General features: G+C 49.9%; 5 protein-coding genes. 4 read left to right on the top strand and 1 reads right to left on the bottom strand.

What is annotated here, in order from left to right:
- Positions 1-12 precede the first annotated feature (12 nt).
- From G5S52_RS23770 to G5S52_RS03910, 4 genes are all read left to right on the top strand, one after another.
- Positions 13-4,977 (top strand): hypothetical protein, encoded by a 4,965-nt coding sequence (locus tag G5S52_RS23770; protein ID WP_235956081.1) that lies wholly within the window; start codon positions 13-15, stop codon positions 4,975-4,977.
- 422 nt (positions 4,978-5,399) lie between these two features.
- Positions 5,400-7,823: a T1SS-143 repeat domain-containing protein gene (locus G5S52_RS23765; protein ID WP_306418247.1), complete on the top strand. Its 2,424-nt coding sequence runs from the start codon at positions 5,400-5,402 to the stop codon at positions 7,821-7,823.
- A gap of 14 nt (positions 7,824-7,837) precedes the next feature.
- Positions 7,838-12,550, top strand: a complete 4,713-nt coding sequence (locus tag G5S52_RS24275; protein ID WP_368737447.1) for a type I secretion C-terminal target domain-containing protein — start codon at positions 7,838-7,840, stop codon at positions 12,548-12,550.
- 153 nt (positions 12,551-12,703) lie between these two features.
- Complete coding sequence (locus G5S52_RS03910; RefSeq protein ID WP_165011872.1) at positions 12,704-13,687, top strand: chemotaxis protein CheV; 984 nt, start codon at positions 12,704-12,706, stop codon at positions 13,685-13,687.
- A 62-nt stretch (positions 13,688-13,749) separates the two neighbouring features.
- Here the strand turns inward: G5S52_RS03910 and G5S52_RS03905 are convergent, their stop codons facing one another.
- Positions 13,750-15,885 carry a TRAP transporter permease gene (locus tag G5S52_RS03905; protein WP_165011871.1) on the bottom strand — a complete coding sequence of 712 codons (2,136 nt, stop codon included), beginning with the start codon at positions 15,883-15,885 and terminating at the stop codon, positions 13,750-13,752.
- Positions 15,886-15,889 lie beyond the last annotated feature (4 nt).

The following is a 15,889-nucleotide window of genomic DNA, read 5'->3' as shown; positions in this document are numbered from 1 at the left end:
ACGATTTCCAGTGTGTTGATCACTGCAAGCTCTTTACCGTTGGATGCGACCAGCTTTGTGATTGAGCCGACGGTAGCGGAAGCGTTAATCGCTGAGCTGACCGCAGATACACAAAGCGGCGGTGAGCCACTGGAATATGGTCTTTCTGCAGATGGCAAAACCATCACTGGGAGCCTAAATGGCGAACCCGTTGTCATTATTGAAGTGGCAGGCGAACAGGTTGGCAGGGATGTGTCATTGACGGTCTCTGTTACCTTGAATGCACCACTGGACCACAACGCGGAGGGTAACAGTGCGGGTTTGGTGACAGTGGCGGGGGATGCCATCAACATAGCGATGGAGATCCAAGGGCAAGACGTTAGCGGCAATGCGCTGGATTCCCCCGTCAGTGCCACAGTGGCCGTGTTAGATGGTGCCGATCCAACACTTAGCCCTGACAGCATCACCATTGATGAAAACAACGTGGAGTATGTTTCCGAGCCCATTCCCATCAATCTGGATGTAAACAGTGATGCACTGGCATTGATTCGTTTTGTAGAGACCACGGAACTTTCCGATGCCTTGAGTGCGATTACCAGCAACGGTGCATCGACTTCCTTTGTTATCGAAGATAACGACATCCGCGTTAGCCTCGATAGCGACCCTTCCACCCTTGTGCTTAGCATCACCCTCCAACCTGTCGCGGGGTCGACAGATCAATATGCCTACGTTGTCACCCAAAATGCCACGATTGATGAGTCAGAAGCGACCAATGACACCTTGATTCCGGTGACCGTTGAGGCAACAGATAGGGACGGGGACAGCGGCGTTGGCACCTTTACCGTCACGTTTGAAGATGGTGATAACGCTTCGGGAGAAAACGCAACCATAGAAGGGCAGTATGAACTCACTGAAGACCAGCTGGAAGAGCCTGCTTTGGTCGCAAATGGCACCATAACGCTAGATGCAGCGGCAGACAGATTGGTTCCTGACACCCTTGAAATTGCAAATCTCACCGGCCTTCAAACCGAGCTTAGTGAGCTGACTTCTGGCGGTGAGGCGCTGTCTTTCCAGTTCACTAAAACGGGCAATGTTGTCGAAATTACAGGAACTAAGCCGGACGGCAGCGAAATCGTCAATATCACGTTAACGGCCAGTCAAACCTCTGGTACGGGCGCGCAAGGTATTTCCATTGCGTCAGTCTTTACCTTGGATGGTTCGTTGGATCACCTTGATCCCGGCCAGTTTGCGGATAACCAATGGGTCACTATTGCATCGGCTTCGGGTACGGACGAGGAAATCTTCGACATTAAAGTCGATCTGCAGGTACAAGATTCGGATGGAGACCCACTCAATGCGCCAATCAGCGTGACTTATAAAGTGGAAGATGGGATAACGCCACTAATCGACGCGGCAGATTCAACGCTGACTGATCCAATGGTTGGCGAGCCTGCTTCGATTACCTCTGAATCGCTAGGGTTAGCGGTAGGCAGTGATGATATTGCCTCACTCACATGGCAACTCGACAGCAGTTTTCAAACCTTGATTGAAAGCCTCACCAGCAACGGGAATTCCTTATCATTGCTGACCCCCTTAAGTGAACTCAACGCCGATGGTGATCCCATTCAGATTGGCTACACCGAGTCTGGCACTACGATTACCGTGCTCACTATCGAACTCGATCAAACCAGTAATGAATATAAGGTGAGGTTGTCGCAACCGATTGATGAGCCAACCGATGATAAGGTCGAATTGCCATTAACGGTTAAAGTGACAGACGACGATGGGGACAGCACTACCTCTGAGTTCACCCTCACGATTAACGATGCGGGCAATGCATCTGGCGAGTCCGCGACGGAGAGTGGCGGTTTTGAAATCACAGAAAATCAGTTGAATGAACCGGCGCAAACCGCAAACGGCACGATTACGCTGGATGCGAAAACTGACCGTCTGCAACCTGATTCCCTCTCTATTGCCAATCTGTCGGAATTACAGTCCGAGCTCAATGAACTGACGTCTGGTGGTGATTCGCTGACTTTCTCGATAGAGCCAGGCACGGCAGGGAACGTTATCGAGTTGGTGGGTAAAAAAGCCGATGGCACGGAAGTGGTCAGTCTGACGCTGACCACGACGCAACAGCCGGGTTCCGGCGCACAGGGGATCTCGATTGCTTCTGTTTTTACACTCAACGAACCGCTAGACCACATTGAAGACAGCAAATTTACTGACAATAAGTGGGTGACGATTAATCCTGCATCCGGTGGCAGCGAAGAAATCTTCGACATCAAACTTCAGCTTCAGGTGCTTGATACAGATAATGATGCGTTAGATGACCCCATTGAAGTGACGTATTCGATTGAGGATGGCATTCATCCGGTGATTGATGCCGCTGACCTAGAACTCGTCGATCCGCTTAAAGGGGGGAGCGCATCAACGGTATCGGGTTCGCTTGGCCTTACTATTGGCAGTGATGATATTGAATCGCTGGTTTGGCAGTTGGATAGCACATTCCAGACCACCATCGAAGGCTTCACCAGCAATGGCAATGCCCTTTCGCTGTTAACACCACTCAGCGACATCAATGATTCAAACCAACCGATCGAGATTGGTTATGTTGACGGCACGGGCACCACAATCACAGTGATGACCGTCACGCTGGATCAGGTGAACAATGATTACGATGTAGTGCTGTCCCAGCCAATCGATCAAACCACCAGTAACGACAAAATCGACATTCTACTTTCCGTGAGGGTGACGGACAAAGATGGTGACACCGCAGATTCTACTTTCACGGTGATTGTTGAAGACAATGACAACGCCAATGGCGTCAATGTCAGTGTCTCCGGTAATTACGACTTAATTGAAGACCAGCTGAATGAACCTGCTCAAACCGCCAACGGCACCATTACATTAGATGCCACCACAGACAGGCTTCAGCCGGATTCTGTATTTATCGCCAACTTGTCGGCTCTTCAAAGCGAACTCAACGAACTGACTTCCGGTGGTGATGCACTGACTTTCACCATTCAACCGGGCACGGCTGATAACGTCATTGAGCTAGTCGGTAAAAAAGCGGATGGCACTGAGGTGGTTAGCCTCACGCTGACTACCACGCAAATCTCGGGCAGCGGTGCGCAGGGCATCACGATTGATTCAGTCTTCACGCTCAACCTCCCCCTCGACCATGCTGAACCAGACAAGTTTGCTAACAATCAATGGGTCACCATCAAATCTGCATCTGGCAGCAGCGAAGAGATTTTTGATATCAAGCTTCAACTGCAAGCGAAAGATACCGATGATGATTTGCTGGATGCGCCGATAGAAGTGACGTATTCGCTTGAAGACGGCATCCATCCAGAAATCGCTGTTCAGGATGCCAGTGTGACTGACCCTAATTCCGGTTCAACAGCGATAGAAACTCGCTCGCTGGGACTGGATATCGGGAGTGATGATATTGAATCACTGGTTTGGCAGCTAGACAGTGATTTTCAGACCATCGTTGAAGAGCTAACCAGCAATGGCAATACCTTGTCATTGCTGAGTCCAGTCAGCGATTTAAATGATTCTGATAATCCGATAGAGATTGGCTATACCGATGGCTCTGGTGCAACAGTTACCGTGATGACGATTGAGCTGGATGCGGGTAACAATCAATATAAAGTGACGCTGTCACAATCTATCGACCAGCCATCAGATGAAAAGGTTGAGCTGCCACTTTCTGTGAAAGTCACGGATCACGATGGTGACAGTGATTCCTCTGACTTTACCGTTACCGTCAATGATGGCAGTAACGCGTCGGGCGAATCAGCGACAGTGAGTGGTGAGTATGAAATCACCGAGGATAAACTTAACGAACCTGCTCAAACCGTCAACGGCACGATCACATTAGATGCCGCTGCGGATAGGCTACTACCCAATTCTGTCTCCATCGCCAATCTGACTGCATTGATTGAAGAGTTGAATGAACTGACTTCAGGTGGTGATGCGCTGACATTCCGCATTGAGGCGGGCACCGCAGATAACGTCATCACGCTAGTGGGTGAAAAGGGCGACGGCACAGAAGTGATTAGCTTAACGTTGACCACAACCCCATCGGCGGGTACGGGGGCGCAAGGCCTGTCTATTGCTTCTGTCTTTACGCTCAGCGAGCCACTTGATCACATTGAAGAAAGCAAGTTTGCTGACAACCAATGGGTGACAGTTAAGCCAGCCTCTGGTAGCGATGACGAAATCTTCGCTATCAAGGTTCAACTTCAGGCACGCGATACGGATAACGACCCGCTAAATACGCCTATTGAAGTCACTTACTCAGTGGAAGATGGCATTAATGCGATAATGGAAGTCGCGGATGCTGAACTCACTGAACCAGCCAATGGCGATACACCGGTTTCGACAACTGAATCTCTGGGCTTAGAGGTGGGAAGTGATGACATCACCTCGCTGGTTTGGGATTTAGAGGCTGCTTTGGCTACCCAAATAGAAGGGCTAACCAGCGAAGGCAATGCGCTGACTTTGCTAACCCCATTGAACGAACTCAATGGCTCAAACAAAACCATCGAAGTGGGGTATATCGACGGGTCTGGCGCCACTATAACTGTTCTGACGGTAGCTATCGATCAAGCGAACAACCAATACACCGCAACCGTAAACCGTCCGATTGAACAGCCAGACAGTGAGTCGGTAGAGTTGCCGCTCTCACTTAAAGTCACGGATGATGACGGTGACACAACGACATCTGATTTCACGCTCACCATAAAGGATGGCGCGCGGCAAGTGTCGATCCTGTCGATTCAACACTCATTGACCCCATTATTGGCAGCATGCGCTCGCAAGAGAATATCAGCCTTGGCATTACCCAAGGAACAGATGCGATTCAGTCCATCGAGTTCTATGCGCCTTCAGGATTGGAAGCAGCACTTAATGCCATCACCAGCAGTGGCTATCAAACCAGTGTTCAACCACAGCCATTTTCTTCGCTCACTAACGAAATCATCGTAGTTATCGATGATCCAAGCTTGTCCGCGTCTTCTTCACCTGCGAATGGTGACACGGTGCTGACCATCAAGCTTGATACTGATGCTTCGGGTAAGCCAACAGGTGAATACTCCGTTGTTTTGGATTTGGCTGTTGATGAGGCTGGCAGCGACCTTGAACTGCCAATTGGCGTAAAAGTGACGGATATTGATGGCGATGAAGTGACGGGCGAGTTTACCATCACCATTGAGGATGATGACTCGGCGATCATTCCGTCTACTGACAAAACCTTGCCGATCACTGAGCCAGATTTAACGCCTGAGGGCGCTCAAGTTGGCTATCCCGATACCTCAACCGTGAGTTTGACAGTCAATGCGAGAACTGACCGATTGATCCCGGACGACGTGAGAATCAGCAGTGCTCAGTTGGATGACTTGATTAAAGACATGGAAGAGGTACTCACCAGTAACGGTGAACCCATCGACTTCGAATACGATCAGACGACAGGTGTCCTGTCTGGGCGGGTTGATGGTGAGTTGGTCATGACGTTGAGCTTTCCTGCTACCCAAAGCGTCGATGGCTATGGTTTGGTCATCGAACCTTCTATCACGCTTCACAAACCTGTTGACCACAATGCTGATGCGACATCAAACACACGGGTAACGATTAATGGTGATCGCATTGTTATTTCAGTCTCTCTCGACACCAAGGATTCTGATGGTGATGTGATAAGTGGCATTGCAGCGATTAGCGTTGATATTCAGGATGGCGAAGCGCCAGTGATTACCAACGCGCCTGTGTTGAATGTAGAAGAAAGCGATATCAACGCTAATGGCTCAAGCCCCAATCAGAACCGACCCGGTACCACGCCTGGTGGTGTGGGCACTGATCAGGATACCGCGACCGGACAACTGGAAATCAATAGCGGCAGTGATGAAATTGCTGATGTAGCGATAAACGTTAGCGGCTTTGCCTCAGTAAATAGCGACAATAGTGAAGATGCGGCTGGTACTGCCATTCCGCTGAGTTCAAAAGGCACCGCAGTCACGCTGGAGCTGACCAGTGATACATCTGCCAATAAGGTTTACACCGGTATGGCGGGCGCAAGAGAAGTCTTTACGCTAACCGTATTCCCGAATGGCACTTATACCTTTGCACTGCTTGGCGCACTTGACCATCCGCGAGGTGAAGAGAAAAATTCTCTCGCGATTAACTTCCCTGTTGAAGTGACTGATGCTGATGGCGACAAAGCGACAGCCAATATCGTCGTGAATGTCCTTGATGATGTGCCATTTTCGTTGGAGACCGACGGCGTCGGAACAGGCGGCGGAAGTTTGGTGACGGAAGAAGGGGATTCATCTTCACGCATTACCATTCTGCCTGCGCGCAATCGAGGCGCTGATGATGCAACCATCAAGTCAGTCACCATCAATGGCGAACAGCATGAACTGACACCGGGCATTAATAACCGGTTTACGGTCACCGAGGGGAGTGGCGGGCAAGAACTCGGCACCTTGGTGATTCATAGCCGCGGTACGGTGGAGTTCATCGCCAACGATGACATCACACACACCGGCTCAACCAGCAACCGCATCACAGAATCTTTTAGCTACGAAATTCTTGACGGCGATGGAGACATCGTTGTCGGCACAACGGAAATTGTGGTTGTCGATGCCCAGCCGCAACTTGTCGTCCAAAATGCATCTGGCATTGAAGATCAGGGAAGGGAGCCAGATCCTAATGATGATCTGGTCGGCAATCCGGCAGATGGTATTCCGATCAATATGACTGTCGACGTTGGTGATAATGACCAAAGTGAAACGGTTGATCGCGTTTTGATTACCTTGCCATCCAACGCTCACGGCACTTTCTATGCGAACGGTGCGGAGCTTCCCATCACAGGGAATCAAATTGAGCTTGCGGGCAACTTGTTCACGCCCAATGCTTCCAATGAACTTTGGACACTACAAGGCGTGACCTTTGTCCCTGATCAGGATTACTCCGCATCTAACGGTGTGCCTACGTTTACCGTGACGGGATTTGTGGCCAACGGAGATGGCTCAGAACGTCAGTTGGATAACAAAACCTTCTCCATCACTGTTGAGGGTATTGCTGATGTGCCGATTTGGGAAAACTCAACGACAACGCTTTACTACCGGATTGATGAAGACAGTGACGGCGCAACACTCAACCTGAACGCCGAATTGGAAGACAGGGATGACTCGGAAGAACTGAACTACATCCTGACACTCGACGCTGGCAGGGCCACCTTGTTGCTTAATGGCGCAGAATTGACGCCGACAGATGGCAAATACATCGTCGCAGCTGCAGATATTAACAATGTGGTGGTGAAACCTGACGAGAATTTCTCTGGTGACATCACGCTAACAGCGATTGCCCAAAGTAAAGAGAAGGACAATTTTGCGTCCGGTCAGCAAACGGCGGACTCTGAATCTCAAACCATCACGATCGCAGTTGACCCCATTGCGGATACTACGACCCTCAAAGTGACCCGTGCCAGTGGGCTGGAAGACGAGCTTATTGACCTCGCACCGCATATCTCACTGACAGATTCAGCCGACACAGACGGTTCTGAAGTGCTTTATGTCTGGATCACTGGCGTGCCGACAGGGGCGAAATTACTCTTGAGTGATGGCACTGAAGTACCGGAAACCGGTGGTCTCTATGAAATTGCGTATTCAGACATCACTGGTTTGAAGCTTCAGCCACCACCGGAAAGCAATGTGGATTTCGCATTGAGTGTCAGGGGCGTGGTGAAAGACACGATCACAGTCACCAATGCCAGTGGTGTCGCCGAGACGGTGACTGATATCTACGAGACTGGCGCAAAATCCTCAACGTGGCTTTGAAAGGCGTGGCTGATGTGCCAGATATTGAAGCAGATTTAGGTAATGTTTGGCAGCCAGTCATCGAAGATGGCGTGGAGACGGGGATTGAAACCACCATTCCGGAAGATGGAGAAGTTTCACTTTCGTTTACCATTAAATCTGGTGAGAAAGGGAGTTCTCTGCCTGACGATGACTCTGAAACACTGTCTACGCTGGTCACCAATATTCCCCAAGGCGTGACCTTATTAGATACCAATGATGACGAAATCAACCTAGTTTATGCTGGTCTGGGTGCTAATGGTGAACCCCAATATCAGGCCAAGGTAGATGGGCTTTCAGACGTTAAACTGGTTCCTCCTCCTGGCAGCACAGATGATATCACGCTGACTGTCACCATTATCGTCACTGAAGACGATGGCGATTCTTTGACCGTCGATAAAGATGTCATTGTACATATCGAACCGGAAATTGATGCGCAAGATTACACGCTCAACAGCCGTGGATTTGAAGACCAGAATGTGGTCGTTAATTGGCGTCCAAATACGGATGAAGGATTCACTGATAACAAAGAATCTATTACCGCTATTACCTTTTCGATGGCTCAGGCAGCGATTGACGATGGGTATACGCTGACGATTGCAGGTGAATCCGCACCGTTGACGTTCGCTGGTGGAGAAGTCGTGTTGACAGCGGATCAGATCACCAAGCTGTTGTCTGGTTCCAATTTGCTGTTGAGAGCGCCCGAGAATGTCGACCTTGACCGTGATCTCGACCTGAGCGTGAAACTGACGGTTGAGCAAAAAGATACTGATTCAGCGGCAGTTGATACCAAAGAGATCACGGGGGATCTGAATGTCCTCATCATCGCGACCTTAGAGAATACTGGAGACATCGAGCTAATTGATGCTTCCGATAATATTCTTTCGACGACCATTGTCGGGGAGGGTACTGGCTCAATATCACTTTCCAGTCCTGATAGACGTTTGGCATTTATAACACCTGAAGGCGTAAACACAGACGGAAGCAGCGAGGAAATTATTACCCAGGTCGTGGTCACTTTTGTCGCTGATGCCAGTGGAACACCACTGACAGAAGAACAGCTTGAACTCTATGACCAGTTCTACGTGACAGGTGGGATCAATAATGGTGACGGCAGTTGGACTGTTCCTGCGAATGCATTAGATACATTGGCCATTACGACGTCTGCTAAAACAACGGCGCCTGTATATGCGCAAATCACAGCGCAGGTTCAGGATCAGGGGGACGGAACTGAGGGAGACGTAAGTACTCCCGTCGAGCAGAAGCCCATTGTGCTGACACTGGACTTTCAGGGTGAGACAGATCAGACCGAGTTGGCAGGTGATATATCGGTCAACTTGCAGAATGTGACAGGTGCTGAAGATAAATCGATTAAATTTGGAGAGCAAATTGACGACTTTATCCAGATAAATGCTGTGGATGCGCCCAATGATGAGCTCTCTCTGGTCATCGATGCTGCTGCATTGGGGGCTATTGGTGCATCTGTATCTGGGATGGAATTCAACTACGAGACCGGTGAATACGTCGCGAAAGTGCCTGTTGGTAGCGATGGTTCCGTCGATCTTTCCGGCATCACATTGACGCTTCCAAAGCACTTCGCCGGGGATGTCACCTTACCCATCAAGCTGGTCACCACGGATCAACTCAGTGGTAATATCAAAGAGTTAGATACCACGATTGCGATGCTCGTGACGCCTGTCGTCGACGGCGTTTCAACTGAAGTGAAAGTGATTCAAACCGATGGTCTGAATAATGAAGAACAGCCTGTAGATGACCAATCAGAATGGGTTCCCGTACCAGATAAAGCATTAGAAGATGGCATTATCGAGCTGGATTTCACGTCGAAATTAATCGACCCCGATACGTCGCCCAATTCCGGTGTTGAAACCATCACTCAGGCTGTATTGACCGTTGACAGCTCCGTAGGTTTTTTTGTTGATGAAAGTGGTGAGAACCCGCAAAGCACCATCACTGTTTCCAGTGCTGATCTTTCCAAGGTTTACTTCAAGCCGATAGCGGATTTCAGTGGTGATGTCAGCATTAAAGTCGATACAACGGTAGAAGATAGGGCAGTGAATGACCAGACGAGCTTACCTGACTCTGTCACCGTTAAAACCATATCAACCAATGTGTCGTTCGAAGTCTTGCCAGTTAACGATCCGGTTACCTTCAGTGGTAATACTTCAGCGATTGCGGGCAACGAAGATGAGCAAATCGCACTAACAGGAGTCACGGCAACGCTGCAGGACACTGATGGTTCTGAGAAGATTGTTTCGGTGAAACTCACCGGTGTGCCTGATGATTTCCAGTTAGTTTCTAATGGAAGCCAGTTGGTGCAGAACAGTGGCGGCGGCGACTGGACCATCAGTGTGCCACCTAACAGCCAAAGTTTCTCTCTTGATGATATTGCGTTTATTCCACCCAAAAACTTCAGTGGTTCAATGACGGTTGTCATGGTGGTTTACGCCAAAGAGAATCTACTCAGCACACCGAAAGAATACAGCACCACCATCGACGTTGTGGTTAACCCCATTGGCGATGGAGTAGACACTGAAATCACCACGTCGGTCTCCGGCACGGAAGACGAGAACATTGAGTTGCCTTTGGATGTCACGGTGATCGACAAAGCGCCGTCATATGATGGTTCGGGATTGTCAGTGACTGAGAATGGGCCAGAAGTGGTGAAAGTGGTGCTGACCAATGTGCCGGATTCCGCAACGATCAGCCTGCCGCCGGGTGTTGCCAGTGGGAGCAGTGCGGAAAAACAACCCGATGGAAGTTGGGTCGTTATCGCCAATCAAACCACGCTGTCTTCGCTTATTTTCACGCCGGGAGATGCCAATGAAAATAACTGGGATGGGCAGCTTGAAGTGTCGATTCGCGCGGTAGACAACGGCGTAGAAGCGGACAGTTCGCTGTGGGTGAATCAGGTGATCGATGTTACCGTCACACCAGTCAATGACGAGCCAGAGTTAACCTTGCCAACTTCACTGGAAGCGGAAGAAGAAACCACCTTACTGATTGAATCGATACAGGTGAAAGATGTTGATGCTAATGAAACGTCTGGTGGTGCCATTTCTATTCGCTTGAGTGCGATTGACGGTGTGATTGGTTTACCAGACTCACCACCATTGCCTTCGGGCGTGACGGTGAGTGGGCAGGGCACCAATAACATGACTTTGGAGGGGCCGCTGGATGCCATTAATGAAGCTTTGGGCAATGGCGTCACTTACACGGGAGATACTAATTTCAGTGGTGAAGATACCCTGACCGTAACGGTCAACGATAACGGAAATACCGGTGACGGAGGGGCGAAGACAGATACGAATTCGGTCAGCATCAATGTACTGCCAAAACCGGACATTCCCACACTTACCCTGAATACGCCACAAACCGCTGCGGTTGCGGGGAGTGTCGCTTCCGTGATTCCACTGCTTGGGCTGGCAGCTGCATTGACGGACCCATCTGAAACGCTTTCGATCGAAATTCGAAATGTGCCTGCGGGACTAACATTCGTTGATGCTGACGGCGCAGCCATGGGGACAGGCCCTATCGGTGGTGTTGTGACGCTAACGCCGGCAGATCTCGCACAACTGCATGTGACAGGCTCGTCAGTGCTGTCGAACACCGTTGAAGTGGTTGCTATTTCAACGACAACGACGGGGGAATCGGCAGAATCTGATTCCATCGAACTTTCTATCAACGTGACTAACGCAGGCGAAGGGGCGATTGCAGCCGCAAATCCTGCCCTCGACAATGTGGTGGTTTCGGGAACGGAAAATGCCACACTGGAAGGTGGCGATGGTGACGATACCTTGATTGGCGGGCTTGGTGCAGACATCCTCAGTGGCGGCGCAGGTGATGACAGCTTGTGGGGTGGTAAAGAGGGTGAAGCGGACAACAGCATCGACAGGTTTGTCTGGAATGCAGGAGATTTTGGCACCGCCGGCAGCCCTGCGACAGATACCATCGAAGATTTCGACACTGCAACGGATGTGGTGGATCTCAGCGGTGCGCTAAGCCTGCAAAACCTGAGTGGCCTCTCAGCGCTGACTGATATCCTCGCATTAACCGAAAGCGGTGGCAGCGCAACGCTGAGTGTTTCAGTTGGCGGAGATAAAGTTCAGGACATCGTTTTCAACGGCGTCAGTTTGGATGAAATGATTAATGGCACGGCTTCTGGTATGACCCAGGAAGAGCTCCTGACCTCTGTCATCGATAGCGGTCAGTTATATCTCGGTGACAATATCGGTAATGGAGAAAGCAATACGTTGGTCGCCGATGACGCAGGAGAAAGTCTGTTTGGTATGGGGGGCAATGACACCCTGCAAGCGGGTAAAGGCGATGACATTCTCACTGGCGGTGAAGGAGAAGATCTGTTCGTTTGGCTGGAGTCGTCTTTGACCAATCCAGCGAATACAGACAGGGTGACTGATCTGACGTTGGGGCAGGACAAACTGGATATCTCTGACTTGCTGACAGGGTTAAGCTCAACACCGGATGCGTCTGATTTATTGCCATTTTTTGATGACGCAACTGTCGCTAATGATGGCACGATCACGCTTGCACTGATTTCAAATGGTCAAACGCAAAACATCGTGCTGGAAAGCATGGATATCTCGAGTTCAGGGCTTAGTCTGGCTGCAGGATCCAGTACTTCAGAAATCATTAATGCCCTCTATGACCAACAGGTTTTTAAAGTGGACTAACAGGAGAAATCAGTTCGGGCTTTGAAGGTTCTCTTCTCAAGGTATTGAATTTGGGCATAACTATTTTCGTTAATTGAGTCATCTGTTGATAGATTAAGACTATGCTGTTAGAGGACGTTATTGTTTTTGCCCTCACATGCATTGAGATCTGGTATGAGCACAGAACCTAAAACTTCAATCTTGACAGAAAGCGGTACAAACGAACTAGAGATTATTGAATTTCGTTTAGAGAAAATTTTACCCGATGGCTCTAAGAAAATTTGCTTTTACGGCATCAACGTAGCCAAAGTACGAGAGGTTATCCGCGTTCCCGATACCACGGACTACCCCAATGCACAGCCTAACGTGCTGGGCGTATTCTCTCTTCGTGGCAAGTTGATCCCTTTGGTTGATTTAGCCCGCTGGCTTGGCGTGCCAACCAAGGATTGTGTCGAAGAAAAAGTGGTTATCGTCACTGACTTCAATAAGATGTCGAACGGTTTCTTGGTCGACAGTGTCAGCCGGATTCACCGGATATCCTGGGAAGAAGTGGAATCTCCCAGCCAGTTCCTCGAAGCCTCAGATCAAGACTGTGTCGTGGCGGTAGTTCGTCAGGAATCCAATCTCATCATGATCCTCGACTTCGAGAAAATCATTGCTGACATCAATCCAGAACTCAGTATGGAAAAATACGATGTCACCAAAGACAAAACGGTCGTTATCGACGATGCCATGGTGGCAAGGCGTGAAGCAAAAACCATCCTTGTTGTCGACGATTCGGCGTTTATCAGGCGCTTGATTGAAAACACGTTGAGATCGGCGGGTTACAATGTGATCACTGCAAAAGACGGTCAGGAAGGGTTGGACAACATGATTGAGTTTGTCCGGCTGTGCACCGAAGAACAACTGCCTATTACCGAGTTCGTCGACGGTGTGGTCTCTGATGTAGAAATGCCGAAAATGGACGGTTTGCATCTGGTAAAAAGACTACGTGATATCGGTGAATACAAAGATATTCCGATTGTTATGTTCTCTTCCTTGATGAGTGAGGATAACCGCCGTAAAGCGCTGGATCTTGGTGCTAACGACACCATCACCAAACCAGAAATTGGTCGTATGGTCGGCTTGATGGATAGTTTGGTATTGAAAGAAGGCTAGTCGGCCTTCAACCGAAGCGAAAAGCGCCAAATAGGCGCTTTTCTTCTTTCTAATTAAGCGATCTAGGCAGTCGCCAGCGGTGGCGCTTTCTTGTAGGAATGCACTACCAGTGCGATAAACAGCCCTGCGCCCAGTAAGCGAAGCCAAATATCCAAACCTGGCCACATCATCAAAGCTGCCATACCGAATGTTGCTACGCGGAAAAGCGGATTAATAGGACCTTCAAGATATCCCTCTAAGCCAGCCACAAGCGCCCAAGTACCTAGAATGGCAAATAGGGTCACAATGACAACCTGCTGAAAGTCTCCCGCTACCAGTGGCGTATACGCCATGAGTAGTGGCACCAGATACAGGCCTTTTGCGATTTTCCACGCTTTGAAACCCGTTGCCATTGGGGGTGTACGCGCAATGGTAGCGGCTGCAAAGGCAGTTAAACAGACAGGAGGTGTCACGTTACTGTCTTGCGATAACCAGAAAATGATCAGGTGTGCGGCTAACAGGGCTAATCCAACGGTGACTGGGCCCAGAGATTGCTCCAGAAGCGTCGCTTTAAAATCATCCGGTACCTTGCCTACTAAATCGACGGCCATTTCAAATGACATGGGTGAGCCCAAAGCGGCGAGCTGCTCCGGTGCTATCAGCATAAATATGGTCTTGGCTTCTTCTGGCAACTGACCGGTCGTAAGAAGCTCAAGCAATTGCTGCTCGGCAATCAAGCCATAGAGGGCAGGCGCAGAAAGGGTGCCAAGCACAATATAGGATGCGGTGACAGGCAATCCCATTCCCAAAATCAGCGATGCCAGCGCGACCAAGACAATCATGATGAACAGGCTGCCACCTGCCCAGTCATTGATCATCAGGGAGAAGGTATTACCAATCCCTGTGGTACTGATGACATTGACGACTAAGCCAATACCAGTGAGCAATACCGCAGTGGTCGCCATGTTACGGGCACCTTGGGCGAGCGCGTCAAAGATATCCGCGATGCCCATCCTGTTCGGTGACAACCAAGACGACACAACCACCGAAATGATCGAGATACCCGCCGCATAGGTTGGCGTGAAGTCCATGATCAACAAGGCGACAAGCACAGCGAGTGGAATGAGGTAGTGCCAACCTGATGCCAACACTTTCAGCATGGATGGTGTTTCGGTTTCTAGCTGATGCACACCGGAGCGTTTGGCTTCAATGCGCACGAAGAAGGCGACAGACAGGAAATAAATCAGGGCAGGAGCAAACGACACCGCGATGATTTCGACATAGGGAATTTGGGTGTACGACGCCATGATAAACGCGCCTGCGCCCATCACGGGTGGCATGAGCTGCCCACCCGTCGATGCAGCGGCTTCTACCCCCGCGGCAAACTTGGGAGGAAATCCGGCTTTCTTCATTAAGGGAATGGTGATCACCCCAGTAGATACGGTGTTTGCCACGCTGGAACCGGATACTGACCCCATCAATCCTGAACCCAAAACCGCGACAAAACCGGGGCCACCAATGATCTTACCTGCGGCAGCACGGGAGACATTGATGATGTAATCGCCCGCGCCGGACTTCACCAAAAAAGCCCCAAACAAGATGAACATGAAGACATAGCTCCATGAAATTCTTGAGATAGGGCCAAACATGCCTTCTGAACTGTAGAAAGCACGATAGAGCATGGTTTCTGCAGAAAGTCCCGGGAAAGCGAATATGCCATCCAGCCAACTTCCCCACCAAACTACATAAGTGAGCGCCACAACAATCAGGCATGGAATAAACCAGCCCATGGTGCGACGAATTAGTTCAAGGGCGATCAAAATAGCGACGACAGAAAATACCCAATCGGTAGTGACGAAGGTTACGCCACGATCATACAGCGCATCTTCAGCGAAAATGATGTAAACCAGACAGGCAATCGCGGCGACGGCGATACCGATGTCGATGGCCAATGCAAAACGGTTATTCCTCCATTTGGCTGCAGCAGGGTAGGTCAACGCACACATCACCGAAAAGCCTGCGAAATGCGCAGCAGAGACCCAGAGTTCTGGCAGGGTGGCGAACGTGTTAAACCAAATGTGAACAAGTGAAAGCGCGATTCCGAAAATGGTGACAATACGAGTGATTAACGGGAAATCTGTTCGCTGCGTCAGTTCAAATTGGGAGAGTTCGGTTTCGATTTCCTGAGGCGAATCAGCATTGGAAGATTTATCGGTCATATTC

Source organism: Grimontia sedimenti (genome assembly GCF_011045095.1).
Taxonomy (GTDB): domain Bacteria; phylum Pseudomonadota; class Gammaproteobacteria; order Enterobacterales; family Vibrionaceae; genus Enterovibrio; species Enterovibrio sedimenti.
The sequence above is the reverse complement of the archived record's forward strand: the minus strand, read 5'-3'. Positions and strand labels throughout refer to the sequence as shown.